The sequence below is a fragment of the Lysobacter sp. ISL-50 genome (assembly GCF_018612875.1).
GTDB lineage: Bacteria > Pseudomonadota > Gammaproteobacteria > Xanthomonadales > Xanthomonadaceae > Lysobacter.
Map to the genome: position 1 here is coordinate 194358 of NZ_JAGGRI010000017.1, position 24667 is coordinate 219024.

18 protein-coding genes and 1 pseudogene are annotated in these 24667 nt (G+C 63.6%); 6 read left to right on the forward strand and 13 right to left on the reverse strand.

Annotation, left to right across the window (positions count from 1 at the left end):
- Positions 1-29: 29 nt before the first annotated feature.
- The 4 genes from J7J50_RS10850 to J7J50_RS10865 all read right to left on the reverse strand — a co-directional run bounded on the left by J7J50_RS10850 (position 30) and on the right by J7J50_RS10865 (position 6085).
- Positions 30-2057 (reverse strand): serine hydrolase domain-containing protein, encoded by a 2028-nt coding sequence (locus J7J50_RS10850; RefSeq protein ID WP_215055894.1) that lies wholly within the window; start codon positions 2055-2057, stop codon positions 30-32.
- 91 nt (positions 2058-2148) lie between these two features.
- Positions 2149-3192: a helix-turn-helix domain-containing protein gene (locus J7J50_RS10855; protein ID WP_215055895.1), complete on the reverse strand. Its 1044-nt coding sequence runs from the start codon at positions 3190-3192 to the stop codon at positions 2149-2151.
- Positions 3193-3518: 326 nt separating this feature from the next.
- Positions 3519-5015: an MFS transporter gene (locus J7J50_RS10860; RefSeq protein WP_215055896.1), complete on the reverse strand. Its 1497-nt coding sequence runs from the start codon at positions 5013-5015 to the stop codon at positions 3519-3521.
- A 35-nt stretch (positions 5016-5050) separates the two neighbouring features.
- Positions 5051-6085: a LacI family DNA-binding transcriptional regulator gene (locus tag J7J50_RS10865; protein WP_215055897.1), complete on the reverse strand. Its 1035-nt coding sequence runs from the start codon at positions 6083-6085 to the stop codon at positions 5051-5053.
- A 319-nt stretch (positions 6086-6404) separates the two neighbouring features.
- Here J7J50_RS10865 and J7J50_RS10870 point away from each other — a divergent pair, with 319 nt between their 5' ends.
- The 3 genes and pseudogenes from J7J50_RS10870 (at position 6405) to J7J50_RS10880 (ending at position 11858) form a co-directional block, all read left to right on the forward strand.
- Positions 6405-8855, forward strand: coding sequence for a TonB-dependent receptor (locus J7J50_RS10870; protein WP_215055898.1), 2451 nt, complete (start codon positions 6405-6407; stop codon positions 8853-8855).
- A gap of 280 nt (positions 8856-9135) precedes the next feature.
- A pseudogene (locus tag J7J50_RS10875) lies at positions 9136-11586 on the forward strand (exo 1,3/1,4-beta-D-glucan glucohydrolase); the annotation flags it as partial.
- 47 nt (positions 11587-11633) lie between these two features.
- Entirely contained in the window at positions 11634-11858 is a 225-nt protein-coding gene (locus J7J50_RS10880; protein ID WP_215055900.1) for a hypothetical protein, read from the forward strand.
- A 279-nt stretch (positions 11859-12137) separates the two neighbouring features.
- Here J7J50_RS10880 and J7J50_RS10885 read toward each other — a convergent pair whose 3' ends face one another.
- From J7J50_RS10885 to J7J50_RS10925, 9 genes are all read right to left on the reverse strand, one after another.
- Positions 12138-13019 (reverse strand): alpha/beta hydrolase, encoded by an 882-nt coding sequence (locus J7J50_RS10885; RefSeq protein WP_215055901.1) that lies wholly within the window; start codon positions 13017-13019, stop codon positions 12138-12140.
- 142 nt (positions 13020-13161) lie between these two features.
- Positions 13162-13440 (reverse strand): hypothetical protein, encoded by a 279-nt coding sequence (locus J7J50_RS10890; RefSeq protein WP_215055962.1) that lies wholly within the window; start codon positions 13438-13440, stop codon positions 13162-13164.
- Positions 13406-14254, reverse strand: coding sequence for a methyltransferase domain-containing protein (locus J7J50_RS10895; protein ID WP_215055902.1), 849 nt, complete (start codon positions 14252-14254; stop codon positions 13406-13408). The genes J7J50_RS10890 and J7J50_RS10895 overlap by 35 nt, the downstream gene beginning before the upstream one ends.
- Before the next feature lie 61 nt (positions 14255-14315).
- Complete coding sequence (locus J7J50_RS10900) at positions 14316-15605, reverse strand: salicylate synthase (RefSeq protein ID WP_215055903.1); 1290 nt, start codon at positions 15603-15605, stop codon at positions 14316-14318.
- Positions 15606-15981: 376 nt separating this feature from the next.
- Positions 15982-16287 carry a ubiquitin-like protein gene (locus J7J50_RS10905; protein ID WP_215055904.1) on the reverse strand — a complete coding sequence of 102 codons (306 nt, stop codon included), beginning with the start codon at positions 16285-16287 and terminating at the stop codon, positions 15982-15984.
- Between the two features lie 66 nt (positions 16288-16353).
- Positions 16354-17463: a hypothetical protein gene (locus tag J7J50_RS10910; protein ID WP_215055905.1), complete on the reverse strand. Its 1110-nt coding sequence runs from the start codon at positions 17461-17463 to the stop codon at positions 16354-16356.
- A gap of 561 nt (positions 17464-18024) precedes the next feature.
- Entirely contained in the window at positions 18025-19854 is a 1830-nt protein-coding gene (locus tag J7J50_RS10915) for a S8 family serine peptidase (RefSeq protein ID WP_215055906.1), read from the reverse strand.
- 528 nt (positions 19855-20382) lie between these two features.
- Complete coding sequence (locus tag J7J50_RS10920; RefSeq protein ID WP_215055907.1) at positions 20383-21369, reverse strand: lipase secretion chaperone; 987 nt, start codon at positions 21367-21369, stop codon at positions 20383-20385.
- The gene (locus tag J7J50_RS10925) at positions 21369-22289 is read right to left on the reverse strand and encodes a triacylglycerol lipase (protein WP_215055908.1); all 921 of its coding nucleotides are present in this window, start codon (positions 22287-22289) and stop codon (positions 21369-21371) included. Before J7J50_RS10925 ends, J7J50_RS10920 begins: the two co-directional genes overlap by 1 nt.
- Positions 22290-22522: 233 nt before the next feature.
- On the opposite strand from J7J50_RS10925, the gene J7J50_RS10930 reads away from it, so the two are divergent.
- The 3 genes from J7J50_RS10930 (at position 22523) to J7J50_RS10940 (ending at position 24396) form a co-directional block, all read left to right on the forward strand.
- Positions 22523-23197 (forward strand): Crp/Fnr family transcriptional regulator, encoded by a 675-nt coding sequence (locus J7J50_RS10930; protein ID WP_215055909.1) that lies wholly within the window; start codon positions 22523-22525, stop codon positions 23195-23197.
- Between the two features lie 295 nt (positions 23198-23492).
- Positions 23493-23735, forward strand: a complete 243-nt coding sequence (locus tag J7J50_RS10935) for a YegP family protein (protein ID WP_215055910.1) — start codon at positions 23493-23495, stop codon at positions 23733-23735.
- Between the two features lie 13 nt (positions 23736-23748).
- A complete protein-coding gene (locus J7J50_RS10940) occupies positions 23749-24396 on the forward strand; it encodes a hypothetical protein (RefSeq protein WP_215055911.1) in 648 nt (215 codons plus the stop codon).
- The last annotated feature ends 271 nt before the right edge of the window (positions 24397-24667 follow it).

Consider the following 24667-nt stretch of genomic DNA (forward strand, 5'->3'; position numbering starts at 1 on the left):
GTCCAGCTGCGTCCCAGTGCAAGCCGGTCTCAATCCGCTTCAGTGAAAACATATTCGTTCTGCGCATCCCGCAAGCTCAGCGTTCGCCCGGATGGGGAGCTGCCGGCGACCAAGGGCGGCGGCGGGCTGGGAATCGCGCCGACGAACTCGACGGCGCCATCGGGACCGCGACGCGAGGCGACCGGCATGTCCCAGGCGTCGAAGCGGAAGTGCAGCTTGTCCTGGGATCGCTCCACGCGCAGCTCGCCGAGCAATTCATTGCGATAGCGCGACGCGAGCAAGGCCGCGTGTTCGCGGCCGGCCGGGAACGTCCATTCCCGGCGCCGGGTCTCGCGCTGCTCGCGCTCGGTTGCCGCGGCGGCGGCCACCATGCTGTCGGCCTCGGGCTGTCCGTCGAACACGACCTCCATCAGCTTCCTCGGCAAGGCGTCCATCAACACGTTGCCGGTGCTGGAGTTCATCAGGACGACCAGGCCGACGTCGTGCTCGGGCCACCAGACCATGTTGCTGCGCTGTCCGTACAGGCGGCCGCCGTGGTACAGCATCGGGGTGCCGCTCGACGCATCGGTGTCCAGGCCCAGCCCGTACCAGGCTTGCCGGCCGGTGCCGATCTGCGGTTTCCAGCGCTCGCGCAGCGCCGACTCAGAGAGATGGCGGCGGCCGCCGGGCAGTCGCCCGCCGCTCAGTTCCAGTCTCAGATAGGCGAGCAAATCGTCGACGTTGCTCCATGCGCCGCCGGTCGGGCGCACGGCGTGCATCTGACGGTCCCGCCTTGCATCGACGAGTGCGATGCCGCCGTCCATGCCCACGCCGTGCGAGCGCGCGAAGTTGCCGCGCATGGCCCGGTCGAAGTCGAAGGTGGTGCGCGTCATGCCCAGCGGTTCGAACACCCGCGTCGCCATCGCCCGGTCGTAGGCCTGGCCGAACTCCAACTCGGGATAGGCGACATGGCCGCCCAGGTAACCCGCGGCGGCGGCCGGCGGATTCGTGTACTGATAGCTGCTGCCGAATGCGCTGGTAGGGCGCATCCGGCGGAGGATGTCGAACACGATGGACGCCGGCGCGTCGGCCGGCGCGAACTCCCAATCCAGGTTCCGGTAAGGCAGCCCGGCGCAGGCGCAGGAAAGATGCCGGACCTGCATCTTTGCGGCGACGTCCGCGTCGGCCAGCGCGAATCCGGGCAGCAGTTCGGCGACCGGCGTATCCCAACGGAACCGGCCTTCATCGACCAGCTTGGCCAGCATCAGGGTGGTCAGGGATTTGGTGTTGGATGCGATCGGGTACAGCGTGTCGGCATCCACCGGCTCGGGCTTGCCGTTCTCGCGCACGCCGAAGCCGCCGGCGTACACGACCTTGCCGCCCTGGACGATGCCGATCGAGATTCCGGGCACACCCAGCAGCAACCGCGACCGGCCGACGAAGGCTTTCAGTTCATCGAGCTTATCCGCATCGAACGCGTGCGCCTTGCGGCCGGCGAAGCGCTCCCTGACATAGCCGGCCGGCAGGAATTCGTCGCGGATCAGGCGCAGGTCGGCCGCGCGCTTGCCGGCGAGGGCCGTGGCGATGTCGTCGATGCGCACGACCCAACGCGTGCCGTTGCGCATGGCCCGCGCGCTGAGCTGGCGCGGCTCGCCGGCCGGGGCGCGGTAGATATGGTTGCGGCCGTCGGTCCAGCCGTTGCGGTTGGCCAGCGGCGGCGCCATGAGCGGTTCCGGCGGCGGCCGGCCGGCGTAGCGCATCCAGGCCTGCGCCACCGCGTCCGCCGCATTGCCGGCATCGACTTCGACCAAGGCGATCCACGATCCGCCCTCGGGAGCCTGCAGCACGACTGCATGGCCGCGCCGTGCCTGGGTCCAATCCGGTGGAACGATGTAGCCATGCCCTGAGGGCGTCTTGCCCGGCGTGCCCATTGCCGATTCGGCCGTCGCCGCGCTGCCGGCCGTTTGCGCCCAAGTGGCGCCCCCTGCCGTGCAGGCCAGCAGGGCGGCGAGCAGGCACCGTCGAAGCGCCGCGGCGGTCGCGGATGAAGGCGTGCGTTTCGGCAAGGCGTGCGACATGGATCGCTCCGTTGGGTGAACGGCGCCCAGTCTGGCTAAATCCGCGCCGGATCTATTCCTGGCGCGCCTTGCCGCGCTGCGGAAACCTGTTTCAGGAGTCGCGCGCGCCGGCGAGCTGAGCCTGCCGCCAGGCCGCGGGCGTCATGCCTTCCAGCTTCTTGAAGCTGCTGTAGAAGGTGGACATGGACAGGAAGCCGGAGGCTTCGGCCACGTGCTCCATCGCCACGTGGCCCGGTTCGCGCAACAGCCGCTTGGCGGCGCCGACCCGCAGTTGCATCAGGTAGGGCTTGAAGGCGGTCTTGTGGTTGTCGTTCAACAGTTGCGACAGGCGCGCCGGCGGCAGATTCAGGCGGCGCGCGACCCGGGCGAGATTCAGGCGCGCGTCCTGGTACAGCGCTTGTTCGGCCATCAGCCGGTGCAGGGACTGCAACGCGGCCCGCGCCTCGTCGTCGGCGATCTTGCGGTCTTGGTAGGGTGCGGCGGCGACGCGCGCCTGGCGCCGGGCGAGCAGCACGACCGCGCCCAGGTAAAGCACCAGCGAGAACGACAGCGCGCCGACGATGTACGAGGTCAGCCCGGCGGTGAAGTACGCCAGCCAGACCACCGCGACCCCGGCGATCACCGCCGCGGCATGGCCCCGGCCGATGCCGTCGGCGGCGGCCGCCGGATCGGTTCGCCGGACAGCGCGCAGGTACAGGCCGACGGCGGCCAGCAGGCAGGCCAGCCAGCTGTAAGTCACTCCGCGCCAAACCGGCATGCCCCACCATTGCGGATGGTCGGTATAGGGGAAGGCCGCACCGAACCCCGTGGCGGCCGCGAGCAGGCCCGCGGCGACCATCCAGTCTCTGCGCGTGCGCTCGCCCGCCGGATCCGCCCACGCCCGCACGAAGCCGACCAGGCAGGGCCCGATCAGGAAACAGGCGGTCAGGCCCACTTGCAGAACCGTCCGGGGAATCTCCGGGTAAAAATAGAACAGCACGGACTTCCCGGTGCGGATGCTGATCGCCAGGATCAGCACCGCCAGCCACCGCTGCGCCGGCGTGACCGGGCGCCGCAACAGCAGATAAGCGGCCAAGACCGATCCGTTGAACGCGCCCAGGCCGGCGAAGAAGAACAGCATGTAGGGAGCGATCATGATGGCGGCATGGGCGAAGGCAGCCTGGGCGGGGTGGGGCTGCATCGGCGGAGGATACGGCTTGGGAGCACGAGATGCCCTGGATATCCGAGCGCCGCGAAAATTTTCTGGATGCCGGCGATGTTTGTCGGATACATCATCGATCCGGCGAGATACATCAACGCCAGCAGCGCAGTACTGATCCAGTAGATCTACTTCTGCATCAGGTCATTGCCGCGCTGGTGGGGCGTCGGCCTGCCCTGGCGGACCGACCGCCGGTTGCGGCCATGGTCGGCGGTACCGCGCTGCGCAGGGCCTGGCTACTGTGCGCAGGTACGTCGTCGGCGTCATGGCGGGCGGCTATTTCCAGCGACGTCGCCGACGCGTAAGACACAAAGCGCCGCCAGCAATAAACTGATGCCGCCGATCAGCAGGGCGAAAATAGGCGCATTGCCGAAGAACGTCTTCAACAGGAAGCCGAGGAGGCTGGCGGCGAGCAATTGCGGGATGACGATAAACAGATTGAAGATGCCCATGTACACGCCCATCTTCCCCGCCGGCACGCTGTCGGACAGCATCGCGTAAGGCAGGGACAGGATGGACGCCCAGGCGAAGCCGACGCCGACCATCGACAGCAACAACCAGTGCGGATCGCGGATCAGCAGGAAGGACAGCAGGCCGCAGCCGCCCAGGACGAGATTGATCAAGTGGCTCAGGCGCAGGCCGAGCCGGCGCGTCATCCATGGAATCAGCACCGCTGCGAAAACGGCGAAACCGTTGTAAGCGGCGAACAGCACGCCCGCCCAGTTCGCGCCGTCGTTGTAAGCGGCCGAGCGCGTGTCCGCCGCGGCGAAATGCACGCCGGTTACCGCCGCCGTCGTGTAGACCCACATGGCGAACAGCGCGAACCAGGAAAAACACTGCACGGGCATGAGCTGTCTCATGATCGTGGGCATCGTCAGCAGGTCGGCGATGATCGCGGTGACCGGATTGCGCGCGCGACTGTAGCCGGCGATCAGCTGTATCGCCCCGTAGGCGAACAGGCCGGCGGCAACCAGGTGCAGGCGCGCATCGGCCTGGCTCAGGTGGATCGTGAGGAACGTTGCCAATCCGGCCGCGCACCCAAGCATGCCTTTGTATCGAACGTGCGCCGGAAACGGCGGTGGCGGCGTTGCCGGCGTTGCGTCCTCGAACGCGGCGAGCGCGTCGGGCGGATACTCGCGCGTCGACAGCACGGTCCAGGCGAGCGTGCCGAACAAGACGGCGGCGCCGAGATAGAACGCCAGCTTCACCGTGTCCGGTATTTCTCCGGCGGCGGAGAGGTTGCTGACTCCGCATTGGGTGAGCAGCCAGGGCAGCAGGCTGGCGATGATGGCGCCCGCCGCGATGAACGTGGTCTGCATCGCGTAGCCGGCCGGCCGCTGCGACGACGGCAGCTGATCGCCCACGATCGAACGCAACGGTCCCATCGAGACGTTGATCGCGGCGTCGAGGAGCCACAGCAGCGCCGCCGCGCTCCACAGCGTCGGCGAATTCGGCATCGCGATCAGCGCCAATGCGGCGAGGATGGCGCCAGCGAGGAAATACGGCCGGCGGCGTCCGAGCCGGCCCCACGTGCGATCGGAGCAATAGCCGATGATCGGCTGCACCAGCAGGCCGGTGAGCGGCGCGGCGATCCATAGCGCGGGAATATCGTCGATGCTGGCGCCGAGGGTGTGGAAGATGCGGCTGACGTTCGCATTCTGCAGCGCGAGGCCGAACTGCAGCCCCACGAAGCCGAAGCACATGTTCCAGATCTGCCAGAAGCCGATCGCAGGCTTGCTCGTCGTGGCAGGCGTGGACATTTGGCGTCGGCGTGCGGCGTTCGCGGCGGCGTCGCTCAGCGCCGCTTCGCCGCAACGGGCGCGGGTCCGCCCGATTGCCGGATCATGAGTTCATACGGCACGCGCACGAGCGAGCCCGCCTGCGGGTCGCGGATCGCGGCGAGCAGTTGTTCGGCGGCGATGCGGCCCATCTCGCGGCACGGCTGTCGCACCGTCGTCAGGCTGGGCCAGATCTGGCGCGAGGCCGGCGTGTCGTCGAAACCGAACACGGACAAGTCTTGCGGGACGCGCAGACCGCGCTCGAACGCCTCGTGCATGACGCCGCAGGCGCTGTCGTCGTTGGCGGCGAAGATCGCGGTGGGTGGATGCCTCAGATCGAGCAGTTGCCTCGTACCTTTGACGCCGTCGTCGAAGGTGAAACCGCCATCGACGACAAGCTTGGGGTCGAAAGGGAGGCCCGCGCGGCGCAGGCCGTCGCGATAACCGGCCAGGCGCCAGGCACGCCCGCCATGCAGCGCGGGGCCGGCGATGTGGGCGATGCGACGATGACCGAGCTCGACCGCGTGCGCGATCATCTCCACCGCCGCCTTGCGCTCGTCGAGGATAGTGCCGATGCGTGCGTGGCCGAGCTTGGCCTTCGCGGAGATCGTGGCGTAGCGCATGCCGAGGGCGTCGAGACGGTGCAGCAGCTTGACGTCGTCGGCGAACGGCGGCACCAGGATCAGGCCATCCGGACGGTATTGCTCGATCGATTCCTCCACGGCGCGGACATGGTCGGCATTGGAATATTCGAGCGGACGCAGCATGGCGCTGTAACCCTGACGCTCGCAGGCGGCGAGCATGCCGACAATGATCTCCATGATGTAGCTCGATGCCGCGGCGGGATCGTCGTACACCAGCGAGATCAGGTAGGAGCGGTTCCCCGCCAAGCTGCGCGCGGAAGGATTCGGGCGGTAGTTAAGCGCCTGCGCCGCCGCCTCTACCTTCAACCGGGTCTTCTCGCGCACGTTCGGCTCCCGGTTGAAGACGCGCGAGACGGTCGTCATGGAGACGCCGGCGGCCTGGGCGACGTCTTCGATTCTGGCGCGCATCAATGCGTTTCCGAAGGGGTTGGGGGCGAATCATGTTATCGCACACCGCGATGGCGGGGATGAGGTCGCCGCGCGAAAACCGCGGTTGCGCAGGCATCCGCCCCAGTGAACGTCGCGCAGATTCGTTGCTGCGGTGCGGCATCCACGCCTCGCGCGACGCGAGGCCGTGACGCCGTAAGAGCAAATTGGTAGCGCTACCATTTTCACATTGACAGCGCTTCCATTCGGGCGTATCACTCGCTCCGCCCCACGCCGGCCAGCGGCGATTGCCGCCATGAGAGCTGGAAGATGGGAACGTCCGAACTGGAGGGAAGAGGACATGGCGTACCGCTTGCACGCGCTGTATGGCGCGATTCTCGTCGTACTCGTTTCATCAACTGATGCTTTGGCCGGACCTGCCGATCAGCCTCAGGCCGCGGGTCCCGCACAACCGCAGACGCCTGCGGCAGCCGCGCCGCAGGAAAGCGCGCCCAAGACGCTCGACGGGGTCGTCGTCACCGGCACCAAGCGCGAGACGCCGCTGCAGAAGACGCCGGTCGCGATCAGCGCGCTCAATGCCGAGACGCTCGAGAAAGAGCGAGTGATGACCGTGCAGGACCTCACCAAGCTGGTGCCGAGCATGCAGGCCACCCGGCAGGGCGATCACGACGTGATCACCATGACCCTGCGCGGCATCGGCAACGACCAAGCCAAGACCGAATACGCCGATCCGGAAGTGGCGATCTTCGTCGACGGCGTGTATTCGCCGCGGGCCGAAGCCGCCGCCGGCCTGCTCCTGGACGTGGCGGCCGCGGAAGTGCTGCGCGGTCCGCAGGGCACGCTATGGGGTCGGAACTCCACGGTCGGCGCGGTCAACTTCCGCACCGCCACGCCGGAGATCGGCAGCTACTTCGGCAACGTCCAATTCAGCGTCGGCAACTACAACGCGATCGGCGCGCGGGCGGTGGTCAATCTGCCGATCAGCGACACCTTCGCGATGCGCATCGCGGTCGCTCAGGAACAGCACGATGGCTATGTCGATTATCAGAACCCGGTGGGACAACTGCCCTCTGTCGACGCGCAGCGCGCCGCCCATGCGGCGGCCGGCGGCAGTCCGGCCACGTTTCGGCCCATCAATCCGAACCAGTACGTCACCGGCGGCGACAAGTACAGCGCCCAGAACCAATCGGCCGCGCGTGTCAGCGCGTTGTGGCAGCCCAACGATGCCTTCAGCTGGAACCTGGCGCTGGAGTACTTCCGCGATCGCGGCACGCCAAGCATGAACCTGATGCAACGCCCGCGGGCCGGCCAGGACTTCTGGTCGGCGCTGATCGACACCGCGCCGTACATCGAGCGCGACTCTTATGCGCTGCGCAGCCGCATGGACTGGGATATCAACGACGGCCTGCGGCTTTCCTACATAGCCGGTTTCAGCCGCTTCGACGGCCGCTCGACTTACGACCAGGACAGCGGCGTGCTGGTGCCGACCTGCTTCGCCTGCGGCCCCGCGCAGTTCCAGGAAGACCGCACCAACGATTCCGAATACAAGACCACCAGCCACGAGTTCAACCTGTCCTCGACCGGCGAACAGGCCGTCGACTGGATCGTGGGCCTGTACTACGCGGCCGAGAAGAATTCGATCCGCTTCGACATTCCAATCTTCAACGGAACTCAAGAAGGCACTGTCGCCTGGCAAGGCTCGTTCATCCAGCCCAAGGAGACGGTGGATTCGTACGCGGCGTTCGGCCAAGCCACCTGGAATGTAAACGACAACTGGCGCCTGACCGCGGGAGCGCGCTATACCGACGACAAGAAGAGGAATGTCGGCGGCCGCGGCTGGGGCTGGGCCTACGACCCGAACGTGCCGCAGGTTCCGATTTCCCCAGGCGCGTATCCGAGTCCGCAAAACGGATTCAACGTCTCCACCGTCAACGACGGCGAGTACGGCCACAGCCAGGTAACGTGGCTGGCCCGCACCGATTTCGACGTCGGCGAGAAGGGGCTGCTCTACGCCAGCGTCTCCACCGGCTACAAGTCCGGCGGCCTGCAAGACGGCGGCGCGACCTACAAGCATGAGGAGCTGACCAACTACGAGGTCGGCGGCAAGTTCAGTTTCCTGGAAGGGCGCCTGACCTGGAACAGCGCGATCTACTACATGGACTTCAAGAACTTCCAGTTGTCGGCGCCGGTCACCTTTCCCGACGGCAACCGCGGCCTGGGTTTCAGCAACGTGAAAGACAGCACCAAGGTGTGGGGCTACGAGAGCGAACTGTCGGCGCTCATTGGCGAGAACGACCGCGTCAATCTGACGGTTTCGGGCATTCCGAAGAAGGACCTGGGCACACTGCTTTACGCAGGCAGCAACGACTACCAGGGCTTGCCTGCGTGTCCGCCGGAGTCGGGCATCAGCAACTGCATGAACGTGACGGGCAACGAATTGCCGCATGCGCCCGACTTCGCGTTGACGCTGATCTGGGAGCACGACTTCCACCTCGGCAACGGCGGCACTCTGACGCCCCGATTGACGGGGCATTACGAAACCGAAACCTGGCTGAGCGTGTTCAACCTCGGCAACGAGGACAAGCAAAAGTCCTACGGCCGTGGCGACTTCTCGCTGCGTTACGAGGAACCTCAGCGGCGCTGGTGGGCCGGCCTGTACGCGCAGAACTTCACCGACGAAAAAACGCGTACCGCGGCGGGCCGTTTCAACCCCGGCGCCGGCGAGTACCTGTGGGTGTCGCAGTACTTGCCACCGCGCACGTACGGAGTGAACTTCGGCCTGCACTTCTGATAGGCATCCGGCTTTCCTCGCTCGCACTGCGGGCGGGGAAACGTCGCTGCGCACATCGCGATTCGCTCCTGCCTTGGGTGGCCTTGCGCAGGGGCATGCGGCGTCGCGGACGATCCCGCACGCCGCCCGCACGGACATTATGGAGCACGGTTTGAAAATCGTATCGAAGAATCTTCCGCTGCGCGCAGTGGCGCTGCGTCGGAAAGGGCTGGTCTTGGCGGCAGCGCTGGGTTTGACCGTCGGCCCCGGCGTCGCCGGGAACGCGCCGTCAGGCGGCGTGATCCAGCCCGAGCGCTGGCCGGCACCGGCCTGGCCGTTACCGGCCGATCCGGCACTGGAGGCGCGCGTCGATGCGCTGCTGGCAACGATGACGCTGGAAGAAAAAGTCGGCCAGATCGTGCAGGGCGATATTTCCAGCCTCACCCCCGATGATGTGCGCAAGTACCGCCTCGGTTCGGTGCTGGCCGGCGGCGGCTCCGATCCGGGCGGCAAGTACAACGCCGCGCCGGCGCAATGGCTGGCGCAGGCCGACGCGTTCTACGAGGCCTCGATGGACACCCGCGGCGGCGGCAAGGCGATCCCGATCCTGTACGGCATCGACGCGGTGCACGGCCAGAGCAACGTGATCGGCGCCACCGTGTTCCCGCACAACATCGGCCTCGGTGCGACGCGCAATCCCGACCTGATCCGCGAGATCGGCCGGATCACCGCGATCGAGACGCGGACCACCGGCATGGAATGGACCTTCGCGCCCACCGTCGCGGTGCCGCGGGACGACCGCTGGGGCCGTAGCTACGAAGGCTATTCGGAAGATCCGAAGCTGGTCGCGGGCTACGCCGGCGCGATGGTCGAAGGCCTGCAGGGCAAGGTCGGCGGCAAAGAGTTTCTGGACGGCGCGCATGTGATCTCCTCGGTCAAGCACTATCTCGGCGACGGCGGCACAAGCGACGGCAAGGACCAGGGCGATACGCAGATCGGCGAGGCCGAGCTGCGCGACATACACAACGCCGGATACCCGCCCGCCATCGCCGCCGGTGCGCAAGCGGTGATGGTTTCCTTCAGCAGCTACCAGAGCGTGAAACTGGCGGGTCACAAGCCGCTGGTCACCGACGTGCTGAAAGGACGCATGAACTTCGGCGGCTTCGTCGTCACCGACTGGAACGCGCACGGCCAAATCGCCGGCTGCGACAACACGCAGTGCCCGGCGACGGTGAACGCCGGTGTCGACCTGGTAATGGCGCCCGACAGCTGGAAACCGTTCTACGAGAGCACGCTGGCCGCGGCGAAGGCCGGCACGATTCCGGTGGCCAGGCTCGACGATGCGGTGCGGCGCGTGCTGCGGGTGAAGTTCCGGCTCAACCTGTTCGACGCCGGCAAGCCGTCCCAGCGCATGCTGGGCGGCAAGTTCGAGTTGCTGGGCGCCCCCGAGCATCGCGCGGTCGCGCGCCGGGCGGTGCGCGAATCGTTGGTGCTGTTGAAGAACCAGCGCGGCGTGCTGCCGCTGGACCCGAAGAAGAAGCTGTTGGTCGCAGGCGACGGCGCCGACAGCATGGCCAAGCAGAGCGGCGGCTGGACATTGACCTGGCAGGGCACGGGCACCACGCGCGCGGATTTCCCCAACGGCGAGACGATCTGGGACGGGCTGAAGACTGCGGTGCAGGTGGCTGGCGGTAGCGCCGAGCTCGCGCTCGACGGCCGCTATCGGAGCAAACCCGACGCCGCCATCGTGGTGATCGGCGAGAACCCTTACGCCGAGTTCCAGGGCGATCTGCCAACGCTGCTTTACAAGCCCGGCGACGACAGTGAGCTTGCGCTCATCAGGAAACTGAGGGCCGACGGCATTCCCGTGGTGACGGTATTCCTCAGCGGCCGGCCGCTGTGGACGAACCGCGAGATCAACGCGTCCGATGCTTTCGTCGCGGCCTGGTTGCCGGGCAGCGAGGGCGCCGGCATCGCCGATGTTCTGCTGCGCAGGCCTGACGACGGCATCCATTACGACTTCAAGGGCAAACTCAGCTACTCCTGGCCGCGCCGCGCCGATCAGTACGCCAACAACGTCGGCCAGAAGAATTACCGCCCGCAGTTCCCCTATGGCTACGGCCTGACGTATGCCAGCACGGGCGATCTCGCACCGCTGCCGGAAACCGCCGGCGTATCGCTTGCGCAAGCACAACCGGGCCAGTACTACGGGCTTGGCATGTTGGCGCCGGGACTGTCGCTGGCGCTGGAAGCCGCCGACCAGCGCACTGTCAGCATCAAGACGCTGCCCGCGGCGCTGGACGACGGCAGTATCCGCATCACCGCGGTCGATCACCGGCGCCAGGAGGACGCGCGGCGCGTGACCTGGTCGGGGTCGGCGCCCGCGCGCTTGTCGTTGATCGCGGACGCGGCGAAGGACCTGACGCGGGAGGCCAACGGCGACGTGCAGCTGTTGCTGGCGCTTCGCGTGGACGCTCCACCGAAGGGTGAGGTAACCATGAGCGTTGCCTGCGGCGAAGGCTGCGGCGCCATGCTGCCGCTGCGCGAGTCGTTAGCGTCGCTGCCGCCCGGCCAATGGACCACGCTCGGGATACCGTTGAAGTGTCTCGCGCTGGCCGGCGCGGACCTGTCGAAGTTGTCCGGCCTATTGACGATCGAGACCTCCTCGCCTTTACAACTGTCGTTCTCGCGCATCGCGCTTACCCCGCAAGGCGAAGCCGAGCGGACGTCCGGATGCAGGGCCGCCAAGTAACCTGGAACCAGAGATTCTCCGCGCTTCGGCACGAAGCCCACCGATGCATGGGTATTTCCCGCATGCCCTGGCTACTGCCTCTGGCGTGCGCTCAGCCCACTTCTGAGCATTCACCGAACTCGGGCGCGCAATACGGCGAATCGAATTCCACCATCTGGAATCGAGTCGCGCAGTACGGGAGCATCGGCTCAGGCTTCTATCCGAAGGACATCTCGCAGCCGACGCCGCTTTGCGACCCGGCTGAACTCGACAAGCTCTGGACAACGCGCTGACAGTGCATTCAGCGATGGCGGCTGCATCGGTCGGCATCCAGAACGCATGCGCCATCGACGCCGGGCCGGTGGCGTTTTTCGTGCCTTCCCCGGCTCTGTGTATCCGGCAAGAATCGATCATTTCGGGTCCAACACGTTCGGCGTCGCTTCTCGTTGCCGGATGGGAATGGCCGCCGCACCGCGCCTCGGGCGGCGGTGGGAAAGACGGCGTCGCGGACGCCGTCGGTGGTTGTTTCGCGGGCTGGGCCGCTCGCCGTTAACCCAGCCCGCGAACGGACTCTATTTTAGGTGAGCGACGATTCCGGCGGCGATCGCGTCGAGAAGCGGCTGCGGCAGATCGTGCCCCAGACCCTCGACACCCTTCTCGGGGTCCCCCAGCCATTCGGCCCCGGGGATCGCGCTGCGTGTGGCCTTGCCGCCGGAAATGTGGATGAGCGCGTCCTCGTTACCATGGATGACCAGCGTCGGCAGGGTCAGGCCATTGAGTTCCTTCGTACGATCGCCTGCGAGCAGGATCGCGCCGACCTGGCGTGCGCCGCCGCCGGGGTGGGCCGGAGCGCCGTTCGAATCGAGCGAACGCTTGTAAGCCGCCTCGGCAAGCGCTCGACGACGTGGGCCCTCTTCGGCGGCATAAGTATCCGAGCCGATAAGATCGTACAGCGCCGCGACATGATTGATCGCGCCTTCCGGGTCGGACGGCGGCTCCTTGATCAACTCCGCAATGACGCCGGGCTGCGCATATCCGACCCAGATATTGCCGGTGGTGCTCATGATCGAGCATAGGCTGCGCGTTCGCGCGGGATAATTGATCGCCAGTCTCTGCGCGATCATGCCGCCCATCGAAGCCCCGACGATATGGGCTTTGTCGATCCCGAGGTGATCCAGCAACTGGATGGCGTCGTCGGCCATGTCCACAAGGCGATACCCGTCGGCGGGCGACTCCCCTGTCCGCCATCGGGTCAGGCCGCTGTCGCGGTTGTCGAAGCGGATGACCAGATGCTCCTCTTTCAGCTTGTCGACGAGTTGCTGCGGCCAATGGATCAACTGGGAGTTCAGGCCCATGATCAACAGCACGGGCGGGTGCGACGGGTCGCCATCAACCCGATAGCACAGTTTCACGTCTTCGATTTCAACGAACAAGTCTTCGGATTTCACCGTCATGAGATTTCTCCGCTACGGGCATCGTGGATAGGTACTTACAGAGCTGGGAGTGGAACAGTCCAGCGTGCGATGATCTCGGCGCGAATGAGTTCGAAACGATAGATCGAGCGCGCCGATCAGGTGTCTACACAATCCTGACAACTCAACCGGAGCCTGCGAACCCGGCGACTCCAGGCGGCGCGCAGCTAGTTCGCGCCAATTTTTCTGAACCAGACGTTCTTGTCCGACGCCACAACGGGTTGGATAATTCGCGGGGAGCCGGAATTGATTGCTTGGTATCGATGAAAAGAAAGAGCAGTGCTTCTTTGTAAGGATTGACGGCTGAACTGGTGCGGCGCGTTCCCGGTATCGCGTGTTGTTCAAACGGTGCATTGGATGCGATGAGCTTATTCTTGCGCCTGGCCAAAGCCATCGGCAGCATGCCGCTTCCTTCCCCAGGCCTGGAAGAACAGGTGCGATATCACGAGCGTATCCGGATCGCTCAGGTGGTTTCTCAGGCTCGCTAAAAGCGAGGAAACGTCTCGTCCACTCACCAGCTTCTGATCAACAAGGCGATCGGCCACGTTCTCCGCGAAATCCACGGCAATGAATCGCCGCTCGTGGTCGATCGGATAAACGTGCACGATCGGACGAACGGCGATGTCCACCAGGCGAGCCACCTCGCGAAGCATGCGAGGCATCCGCCTTCCTATGTAAGGATCGATGCCGTTGTGCACTGCGTAGCGCCGGAACAACTCCATGAGGGCATCCCAGGCTGCGCAGGGAGGATCGCAGAGGAAGCTGACATAGTCGGCTTCATGCAAGGCGAGCCATCCTCCCGGTTTCAGCAATGCCGCGGCTTCCGCCACGATCTGCTCCGGCTCCGGCACATTCACCAACACCAGGCGCGCCGTGACCAGGTCAAATGAGGCTCTGGGCAGTTCGGTGTTCCGCGCGTCCTTCACCCGGACCTCCACGTTTGCGAGCTTGGACGCCGATATCCACTCTTTTGCCAGCGCCACCGCCTCTTCGCTTCGATCCACGCCGACCACCCTCCCGGATGGCCCCGCGCGATTGGACAGTATTTCCAGACAGCCTTGTGGACCGCATCCGATCTCGACGATGCGTGGGTTCTCGGGGAGCGGTATCTGCTCGAACAGCCATCGCGACTCCCCCGCCAACTGCCTGGCCTGAGCCTGGAGTCGGATCTGCTCTTGTCGGCGATAGCCGAGTATGTACTCGTCAGCCTTGTCCATATCGACCATCCTGTGGTTGCGGCCGGGAGATTTCATCGCTGCCGACACAACTTCATCAGACTCAGCGCGGCTCCATCGCCAGATAGGGCGCCACGCTGCCCAGCTTCTCGACCGTCTCGATGAATTCCCGATGCGGATTGGACTGAGCGATGATCCCGGCGCCCGCCTGCACCCAGCTCCTGGTCGCGTCTTGATACACAGCCCGCAACACCAACGCCGCTTCAAAGCGGCGCTCCCCTTCGATCATCAGCACCGCGCCGGAATACAGCTCCCGAGGACTGGCTTCCAAGCGTCCTATCGCAGCGATCGCGGCTCGCTTGGGAATGCCCGTTGCCGTGATCGAAGGAAACAGGACGTCCAGCGCGTCCCATGCATCCGCGTCCGCATTCAGTTGTCCGCTCACCCGCGAGCCGAGGTGCTGGACACTGCCTCGGTTGCGAACAGACATGAAATCGTTGACCGCCACGGTGCCTTTCACGCAAATCCGCATCAACTCATCGACCGCTTCCCGGACCGAAATCGCATGCTCCACGATTTCTTTCGGATCATTGACCAACTCCTGTCGGTTGCGCGCATCGGCTTCAGGATCGATGCTCTTGGCCCGAGTGCCCGCCAGTGGTTCCGTTGAGACGATGCCGCCGTCCACCGACATGATCAACTCCGGACTGAATCCGACCGCCTCGCGCGAACCGAATTTCAGCGCGAACGCTCTCGCGGGCGTATTCCTGCGACGACCCAGCGCCAGGCTGGCCGGCATATCGATTCGCTCTTGCGTCGCGACCGCGCGAGACACGATGATTTTTTCATAGAAACCGGAACCTATCTCTCCCAGCGCGGTGCGAACGATTTCCTGATAGGCAACCTCGCCGGCGTGAGTTTCGATCGGACATGGCGTGGGCAACGAGATGATCGCCTGCTCCGACACCACTCTGACGACCTCGTCCAGCTCGGCTTCATCGTCGCAGCAGACTTCGATGGTTCCTGAAGTAACCATGACGTCGACGCGGGGGACCATCAAAATCAGCAACGGCCAAGTCCCTGGCGTATACGGCTGGCCATTCACGCACGGCGCATAGTTGAATGCTACTTGCCCATAGACTCGTCGCCCGGACGGGGCATGCTCAGCCATGAACTGTCTCGCCACCGAGGCCAGCTCGGCGTTCGTCGCGCCTGTCCGCACGCCATTTTTCGACGCCACCTCGTACTGATCGCCACCCGGGCCGATAGCCAGGGTCGCCGTAGCTCCGAGGCCGACATGCCACTTCCCATCGCGCTCATACGCGCAATATTGATCCCGCCCAAGCACGCTAAGCAATCGCTCGGCAATCTCCAGCCCATTGGCATCGCTCACGCTGATCACACGTCTAACCCGATCTCCGCTCATCTCAAATCCTTCGCCCCTGGAGCGATCACGTTATGGATATTGGCGGCATCGAAGCACGGGCGAATCGCAGCGATGGCCCGTGACTCATAACGTCCGGGGCATAACTCCGCGGGACTGCCTCGGACCAGAGATGTTTCTGTATTCGATCTAAGCTGGACACAATTACTCAGTGTTATCCACCGTCATCGCATCGCATCAGCTTTCTGGCGCCGAGTCGCGGCGACAGCGACGAAGCGGAAATCGACACCGCACCGACAGCGATGGCGGCGCAGGCGCAATGATCCTGCTGCGCGCTGTCGAATATCCCGGCGAGGGCGGCGACGGGCCTTCGCTTGCCAGAGGGTTAGCCACCCCGTAGCCGCAGTACGAGGTGAATCGTCTCCTCCTTCTCGATCGCATAGTCGCTCAGGGTTCGGCCGTCTTCCATCTGCTTTCCCTTGGCGATCAAGCGCTGTTGGTCTGGCGGAATCCCTTCACTGTCCTGGATCTTGGCTTTTACATTTTCAATCGAATCGGACGACTCCACTTCAAGAGCGATCGTCTTTCCGGTCAGGGTTTTTACATGAAGGGGGAATGCGTGCGACGACCACGAGGCCATCAGCAACACAAGTGCGGCCAGGTAGATCAGCGGACGGAAAGTCGTTGTCATTTGGGGCCTCTTCTTCAACCAGGCAAGAATTGGTCGGTGCCGGCGGCGATGGATTGAATCGTTCGACTAATTGGTTTCGACCGCGCTTGGGTACTCTCCCTCAGGGCCCTGGCCGGCGCTGCCGAAGTTGCTGATCGCCAGCCGAGATCCTGTCACCGGATCGACCTGAAGCAAGAGTCCCTTCGAATCGGTTCCGGCCATCGCATCGACGACGTAAAGCCATTGCCGATTGGCGGACCAGCTCATGGCGACGGGCACCTCTCCGACCGGCCCTTGACCGGCATTGCCCAAGTCACTGACCAGATTTCGATAGCCCGAGGTCGGATCGACTTGGACGATGGCGCCGCGTCCGTCGGTTCCACCGAGCGACACCAACACGAGAATCCCCCCGTTGGGCGCCGTTAGAACAAAGACGGGACCGCTTTCAGATCGGGGATCGGTCCACCCCTGATTGGGATTCCCAAAATCGCTCAACACGGTCCGTGCCTTGTTGATCGGATCGACTGCGAACAATGCGCCGTGCTGATGGGTTCCTGCGCTGCTGTCGACCACCAGCAGGCGCCCGCCCAGTCCCAGAAGGCCGGGCCTCCACGCCAAAGCCGTGGGATAGAAGCCTTTCGGGCCATGGTGGTCGCCGAAGTCCACCATCAAGCTCCGGCGTCCATTCGCTCCAATCTTGAACACCGCGCCGAGCTGATCGGTGCCGCCAAAGGGATCGACCACGAACGTCCCACTGATGGGGGCCAATAGTGCCGGCGGAATATAAAGCGCATCTTCCGGATAAAGGCCTAGCGGACCTTGTTGTGGATCGCCCAGATCGCTAACCAAAGTCCGCATGCCCGTCGACAAATCGACTTCGTAGAGCGCGCCGCGTCCATCCGTTCCACCACTGGCATCGGTGATCAGCCAACGATCGTTTCCGCCTAGCAGGCCCGCGGGTATTCGGGTCATGCCGCTCGGATCGATGCCGAGGATTCCTTGCGACGAGTCGCCGAAATCCGAGATGACGGTTCGATATCCATTCGCCTGATTCACGGCGAACAAGTAGCCGCGCCCTCCCGGTCCGGCAAGCTGGTCGAGCGCAAGGATCGATCCGGAATATGGCGTGGCTGCGAGTACCGTCATTGCGGTAGCGCAGAACAGCAATACCGATAAGAACACAGTCGAAGGGCGCATGCGATTTCTCCGGCAACACAGATCCAAGGCTCGACGCCGAGTGTCGGCACCAGCACGGCAGCTGCGTATGGCTGACGACCCATGGCTTGGTCGGTCGAGACTCATTTTCTACGCAGTTGCCGGCGCTGCTGTGATCCACCTCGCCATGTGAAGTTTCGTGAGCGGGCGGCCGTTGCTTCCGCAAAAGCGGCGACGACGCCAAGGTCTCGTGGAGGGGGCGCGTCGCAGGGACCAATCGCACGGCGCCCGAACGCGCCGAGATTCGCAGCCAGACGCTTGGCGCCGCGCGCTCGCAGCCGAGTCTGCGTCTGGCCTGGACGCGCGGATGTTCTCCGTGCCTGTGGTCCGCGGGCCGCAGGCGCTGTTCTTCGGAGTCTTGCGGATCAAATGGCGACGCGTGTTGTACGCGTCATCGGGACATATGCAGGGAAAGCGGCGCACCATAAGGCGGCGGCTGCCCGCGCTTGTGCAATCACATAGTGCGCGGCCTCGTAGTTTCGGCTTGGCGAATGGCTGCCTGCGCGTGGGCGCGCAGGCAGCCGCAACCGGCCGACGAACCCGTCAGAACGTGATGCTCCAGCTATCGATCTTGCCGGTATCATCCCCAGCGTTATCGTTTACGCGCAAGTTCCAGGTCCCGTTCAACGTCTCGCTCGACAAGTTGAGTGACACGGTCTTGTTGACGTTGTCGATACCATAGCCCGTGCGATTGTGGATGTTATAAAGCGTACCGTCAGGCGCCACCAAATCGACTTTCAAGTCGCCCTGATAAGGGTGCGCGATCGAGACCGTCACCGATGCGCTGTTCGGTGCGTTGCCGCTACGGCCGGAGACCACGATCGGGCTGTTTACCGTCGTATAGTCATTGATCGTGTAATCGATGGTGTTGCTGTAGGTTTTGGTAGTGCCGCCGCCTGCCGCTGCGGTTACAGCCGCATCCACATCGACGAAGCCCGCACCGCAGCCACCGGGGCAATTAGCCGCGGGAATTTCGCGAACGCTGCTCTTAAGGGTCGATTCCACCTGGGTCGGCGTCAACGGCGTCTTGGCGACCGCTTGCATCAGTGCAACAACGCCCGCCACATGGGGGGTCGCCATTGAGGTGCCTTGATAGAAGCCGTAACCGCCGCCAGCGACCGTGGACAGCACGCCTTTTTCCGGATGACTCTGCAGCGATCCGCAGTTAGCCACGGTCACAGAACCCGAAACGTCGAGATCGACGGTAAGCGGCAGGAACTCGCTCTTCGTGCAGCTTTGCACCTCGCCACCAGGCGCGGTCACATCGATGCTCGCACCATAGTTGGAATAGAAGGCTCGGTTACCGTTGATGTCGCCCGCCGCAACAGAGATGACCTTGCTGCAGCCACCCGGTGAGTACTTTGAAACATCCTGATTGCTGTTGCCAGCCGCCACGACCACCGTCGCGCCATTGCCGACCGCGGTGTCGATAGCGGTCTGGTATACGGAGGTGCTCGTACAGGTGCTCTTGCCACCCAGGCTCAGGTTGATGACTTCGGCCGGGTTGGCGTTGTCCGGAACACCCGGGACAGAACCGCCGGACGCCCAGACGATGGCATCGATGATGTCCGACGTGCTTCCGAAACCATTGTTGCCTAACGCACGCAGCGGAACGACCTTTGCGTCATAGGCGACGCCGGCGACGCCGGACGCGTTATTGGTAACCGCCGCGATCGTGCCGGCAACATGGGTGCCGTGTTGAACATTGGACGAATCGGTCGGGTCGGCGTCGCGACCGTCGCCATCGCCCGAACCTGCGTTGCCTGAACTGGTGGATGAGACGAAGTCATAGCCGGGCAAGATGTTGGCATCGAGGTCGGCATGGGCGAGGATGCCCGAGTCTACGACCGCAACCACCACGCCGGCACCGGTTGATTTACCCCAAGCGGCCGGCAGGTTGAAACCGCCCGTAGGCTGGTGGTAATGCCACTGCTCGGTGTACCGCGTGTCGTCGGGCGTGACCAACGCATGCATCAGCAAGTCGGGCTCGATGCTCTCAACGTTCGGGTCGGCTGCGATCTGACGCATCAATGCGGCAGCTTCGACGCGATCCAGCATTCTATCGCTACGGATCACTTCGCGGCTCAGCGACATGCGGCGCTTCAGCGACAGACCTAGTGCCCGCCCCTTGGCATCGGCTGGCAACGCAAGCGCCGTGCGGCTTAGCGATTTCGTCAAGGCCGAAGCGCTACTGCGCTCGACGCTGTTGGTGCGGTACTTGACGATAAATTGGTTGAATGAAGTGTCGGACTGCAATGAAGCCAGATCCGGCCCGCCCGCAAGAGCAGGGGCTGCGACCAACGACGACAACGCCACGACAGTGGCCGTGACTAATACACGCAAACGCAAATCCTGCTTTGATGAATAAGCCATTTTAATCCCTTTACATGGATGAGTAAGCGTCGTGGAACATCTTTTGTTCGACAGTGGCCGGAACTCGGAGAAAAAATCCGGCGAAAATTCTCGGCTTCTCCGAAGCGAAACAGCGCCTTTCATGCTCACGTGCCGAGGCTCGCGTCGAGCGAGCTATGTATAGGAACGCGACAAAGTTCGACGTACCCTACCCTCATGCATTGTGTTTTGGATCTGGTCGAAAAGGTCAGTTGTGAAATGCGGCCGGCGCCACGATTGACGTTAGCGCAATCAACAGGAGAGGCAGCGAGAAGCGCCGAACATAACAATAAAAGCGGGATTTATAGGGGGTTTTATGAAATCGCCGCGTCCGAAAAAAGTCGGCGCCGCACAGGCGGCGCGCGTAAGGAGTGATGTTCTGGAGATTCGGGGCAGAGAGTGAGCTGCGGCGCCTGACGTCAACTCGCAACGAGCGATGCGTCAGGCGTGTCTTCACCGCCAGATGTTTTCCGGCCAGGTGCGCCGATGGTTGACTGCCCTATATGCCGCCTACGGAAGCGCACCGTTTCGATCCAGCGCATCGACGCGTAGCTGCTCCTTGACGTTGAAACTGTGTCGACGCAATTCGGCCAGTCTGCGAGATTGGTCCGCGGATGGCGTATCGCCATCGCCGAGGATCTGGCGCCGCTGATGCGCGTAACGCCGAAGGCGCGCATCCCACTGCTCGCGCTGGAGATCCAGGGCCGCCAACCGCTGCGCGGCCGCGGCGCCATACTGCTTCTGGCGCTCCGCATACCTTTCGCTCGGAAGAACCTGGCGGAGCCGGTAGTCTTCGCTCTGAACAAACGATAGCTCGGCTAGCGCCTCGTCTTTGCGCTGGTCGGCCCGTGCCTTGTCCAGGGTCTCATCCAGTTCGTCCAACTTTAGTTGCCGAGAGTGCTCATCCAGTTCGCCGGATTTCAAAACATCTTCGCGTGCCAGCGTGTAATCCAGGTAGCGATCTTCATCTCCCCACCAAGCGTCGGCGATTTCCGGGCCCATGCGGTCGCGCCTCAAGGACCGCAATGCGTTGACTGCCAGGCGGGGATCTCCGCCTTGCCGGGCAAGTCCGGCGGCAGCTTTTTCGACTGACACATAGGCGTCGAACCAGGCCATGACTTGCGCCAATGCTTGCGGGGTAAGCCTCGCAGACAGGTACGCGCGAATATCGGAACGAATTTGCTGTTCGGTCCGTTCGCCGATTCGGCTGATGAAGTAGTCGAACAGGCGCCGTAGCTCGCGGTCGGCCGCCGGCGCACCGAGGGCATCCAGTCGAATAGCCCCATCGACCGAAGTGCCCTGCAACGAGCTGCGTGGGCCTCCCAAAGAGCCGGTGGCCGTAAATTGACCGCGATTACCGGGCAACGGACTGTTCTCGCCGTTACGTACGGGAGCCAGCGTTGTCGCTCCGCCGCCGCTCGACGGCGGGCCCCACATCGCGACGAGGGCGCAAAGCGCCCCCGCCACGACAGCGTACGGGAAAAATCGCTTGATCATTACAGGCCGAGATTTTTCAAGCGGTTGGCGTGCGCGCGATATACGGTCACGGGGTTGGAGGAAAACATCGAGCGCAGTCCAAACGTCTGGTTCACCGAGTCAAAGTGATTCCAGAAATAGTCGTCGCGCAGAACGGTGCCCCAATGGGAGGAGCATTGCCCCACTATTCCGTCATTCGGCTTGCCCAAGTACGTCAAGCTTGCTGCCTGGGCGGAAAGGTCGGTCGGATCAAGCAAGTTGGTCGCCACGCCTACTCCGCCGAAAGAGTAATAGCGCACCGCGTCCACGACCTCTTCGCCTTCGCCGCAGGCGGTGGCGGGCTTGCCTTGGGGATAGCGTTCCGTGAATTCCGCGGCCCCGCTGGAAGACAATTGGCCCAGCGCCGCCAGGGCGTCGGCCTTACCGCCCATGAGCGAGGCAAACGTGTTGATTACTCCGGCCACGATGGGGCGCAGCGGTGATCCTTCCGGAAGCACCGCCTTGATCAGATCAGCCGGAGCCGCACCCTGGTGAGGCGTGTGACCGGTGGTCACGGAGGCCACCAAGTCGGGACGAACGGCTGCGACGTAGCGCGTCGTCAGTCCGCCCTGGCTGTTGCCGATCAGGTTGAACTTCTCGTACCCGGAGGTAGCGCGGAGATTGTCGAGATACTTGATCAGCTCTTCTCCTCGCACTTCATCCGAGTTGAAGCCAGAGAGCTTGGCGGCGTACACCTTTGCGCCGCCTTTTTTAAGTTCGTCCGGGATGTTGTAGAACGTACTGAATCCGAGCACTTGATCCGAGCTCGCGAAGCCATGAACGAGGATGATGGGGTACTTGGTCTGGGTGTAGGTATCGGTGGCCGCCGATGCTGTGGATACGGCCATGACCGAGAGCATGCCGGCCAGAACTGCATTCAGAATTAGCTTGTTTTTCGACATGGGGTGCGCTCCGAAAATGAGGACGATCGCCGGCTTGGCCAGCTCGTGGACATGGCGCGCTGCCGGTTGAGTGGGGCCCCGTCCCCGACCTGCTGGGCGCAGGCCAAGGTTACTTGCGTTCCAAAAGCCGCACCGCCATATTTCTTTCAATTGGCGCAAGAGTTTTTGGGGCGCAAATCACAACTGCTGCGCCGGTGCAGGGTGGGTACCCGGCTTGGCGCTGGAGTAAAGAGATGGTCCAGCAAGCAAACGACCCTTGGTTCAAGTCATTGCCAGAGGAATGTCGGCGCACGTTGCTGCAAGAAGGTGTGGAGATCCAGCTCCAGCCGGGCGAGTTGGTGATGCGTAGAGGCGAGCCGCCCAAGGGGTTTTATGGTTTGGTTGACGGCTTGGCGAAGGCTCGAACCTTGCGGGCGGACGGACGTGAGTCGGTGCTCGCCGTGGTGGAGCCGGGGCACTGGTTCTCGCAGGTGTCTTTGTTCGATGGTGGGCCAAGCATGCATGACGTGGTCGCGCTGACAAAAACAGTTGTACGTCGCGTCGATGTTCCGACCTTTAACCGGCTCCTGACGAATTACGATTTTGCAATGGCGATCTTGCGGCTGATGGCAACCCATAGCCGGGGGGTCTATGCATACATGGAGGATGCCGGCCTTCGCTCCACGAAGGCTCGGATTGCGAGAAGGCTCCAACGCTTGTCGCGTGGCGATGTCGAATTGGATTCGCCGATGGAAAAGCGCACGATCGAGGTGACTCACGACCTGTTAGCGGCCATGCTCGGCCTCACTCGTCAGACGGTATCCCTCGAATTGCGACAACTCGAGGCGTTGGGTGTGATTGAGATCGGCTACCGGAATATCACAATTGTTTCGATGGAAAATCTGCGAGCCATCGGGAAGGAATCTTGAGATTGTGATTGGCCACAAGACCGAAAGGCTGCCACGAACTCCGGATGACTCCGGTCCGTAGAAGCAGGCCAAAGAATTCGTTCAGGCCGAAGCCGCTTCGCGGCTGTGCTTGAGGTGATTGCTTCCTGCTGGCTGCCGCTTTGGCTCGGGCCGCCTTTTTCAGGCTCGTAGGCAGGGAGCCGCTCGTGACGCTGCAGAAGGTCGCCCATTTCCAGGGCCTCGACCACTTCTGATGACCGCTGGCCGCCGGAAGCGCCGTGCGCCGTTGTCCCCAGTGGGCTCAGGAGGGACCGCCATGGGTGGCAAGCCGCACTTTGAGGTTTATCGCGAAGGCATGAGCGCGGGTGGGCAGCGCTCATTGTCGAATGCATTTTTGGCCGGGTCGCTAACCGATGGACAATGGCGATGGCGACTGATCGGTGGCAATGGGGAACCGATGGCCTATGGCGAGTCCTGCCTCGACAAGGAATCGATGATGCGGACCATAACCATCATCGCGAACTTGGGCGACGCCGAGATACGGGAAGTCAGCGGCTGATGAATCATTAGCCATGGCGCAGTCCACGGGGCCGGTCAACCTGAGGGCGGAACGCTTTATGGGAATTCACGTCACTTATCACCCATGCGCGCCGTCCGACGTACATGGCTTGTACTTCGACCAGATAGGGCGCGATGCGTCCATCGAGCGCCTGGCCTTGCAGCTGGGGCTGGACCCGGACGCTTCGGCCAGGCTGAAAGCTCTCCTGGCGCATGGCGGCCGCTCTCGTCCCAGGGAGATGAGCCTCTGCCAAGCGCATGTGTACAACGCGGCCAAAGTATCGGAACTGCTATGCAACTGTTGGTATACGAACTGTTGCCGTTTTTCCGCGTTACTGGAGCTTCCCGATTTCGGTCAATACGCGACCGATTGGCACGACCTCATGGCCGGGGTAGTTGTTCTCGAGCGGACTTCCAATGAGAGGCTGGTGCCGCGCAACGACGGTATCGTATTCCTTGGCTGCGAAGGGCTGAAGCGATTGCGTGCCGACTATGCCGAATATTCAGCGTTGCGCTTCCAGTTGGATCGCGTGTTTCCACGCGGCTGGCTCCCTGTTTTCTGGGCGGCGGCGGACTACGCTGTCGCGCGTGGCGGTGGGTTGATTGAGGCGGTAAACCTCGTACGCCCCGACGTTATCGCGCCTTCGTCGCTCATGGCGTAGTTCGTCGGGCCGACGGTAGATGCCATGCGCTCTGCCGGCATGACGGTTCATCCCGCGCAACTGCGTACCAGTGAGGAATGGTGAGCATCCGACGTTATGAGTATCTGTACACAGAAGTAACCCGCACCCTATCTGATAGCGTTACCTGCCGCATCCGCAGTGCGGGCCAGGGACAAGGGGGATTTGCAAAACGATCAGCGCGGCTGCTTTGAGCGGCTCGACCGGTTGCACCTGTTTCTCGGGGCTACAGAATCTGTCTCTCGCCGTGGCC

Coding starts and splice junctions, on each gene's coding strand:
- J7J50_RS10850 (WP_215055894.1), bottom strand. CDS start 2,057: ATGTCGCACGCCTTGCCGAAACGCACGCCTTCATCCGCGACCGCCGCG.
- J7J50_RS10865 (WP_215055897.1), bottom strand. CDS start 6,085: ATGCGCGCCAGAATCGAAGACGTCGCCCAGGCCGCCGGCGTCTCCATG.
- J7J50_RS10895 (WP_215055902.1), bottom strand. CDS start 14,254: ATGGACAAGGCTGACGAGTACATACTCGGCTATCGCCGACAAGAGCAG.
- J7J50_RS10870 (WP_215055898.1), top strand. CDS start 6,405: ATGGCGTACCGCTTGCACGCGCTGTATGGCGCGATTCTCGTCGTACTC.
- J7J50_RS10880 (WP_215055900.1), top strand. CDS start 11,634: ATGGGTATTTCCCGCATGCCCTGGCTACTGCCTCTGGCGTGCGCTCAG.
- J7J50_RS10935 (WP_215055910.1), top strand. CDS start 23,493: ATGGGTGGCAAGCCGCACTTTGAGGTTTATCGCGAAGGCATGAGCGCG.
- J7J50_RS10890 (WP_215055962.1), bottom strand. CDS start 13,440: ATGCTGCCGATGGCTTTGGCCAGGCGCAAGAATAAGCTCATCGCATCC.
- J7J50_RS10885 (WP_215055901.1), bottom strand. CDS start 13,019: ATGACGGTGAAATCCGAAGACTTGTTCGTTGAAATCGAAGACGTGAAA.
- J7J50_RS10910 (WP_215055905.1), bottom strand. CDS start 17,463: ATGCGCCCTTCGACTGTGTTCTTATCGGTATTGCTGTTCTGCGCTACC.
- J7J50_RS10925 (WP_215055908.1), bottom strand. CDS start 22,289: ATGTCGAAAAACAAGCTAATTCTGAATGCAGTTCTGGCCGGCATGCTC.
- J7J50_RS10860 (WP_215055896.1), bottom strand. CDS start 5,015: ATGTCCACGCCTGCCACGACGAGCAAGCCTGCGATCGGCTTCTGGCAG.
- J7J50_RS10920 (WP_215055907.1), bottom strand. CDS start 21,369: ATGATCAAGCGATTTTTCCCGTACGCTGTCGTGGCGGGGGCGCTTTGC.
- J7J50_RS10905 (WP_215055904.1), bottom strand. CDS start 16,287: ATGACAACGACTTTCCGTCCGCTGATCTACCTGGCCGCACTTGTGTTG.
- J7J50_RS10940 (WP_215055911.1), top strand. CDS start 23,749: ATGGCGCAGTCCACGGGGCCGGTCAACCTGAGGGCGGAACGCTTTATG.
- J7J50_RS10915 (WP_215055906.1), bottom strand. CDS start 19,854: ATGGCTTATTCATCAAAGCAGGATTTGCGTTTGCGTGTATTAGTCACG.
- J7J50_RS10930 (WP_215055909.1), top strand. CDS start 22,523: ATGGTCCAGCAAGCAAACGACCCTTGGTTCAAGTCATTGCCAGAGGAA.
- J7J50_RS10855 (WP_215055895.1), bottom strand. CDS start 3,192: ATGATCGCTCCCTACATGCTGTTCTTCTTCGCCGGCCTGGGCGCGTTC.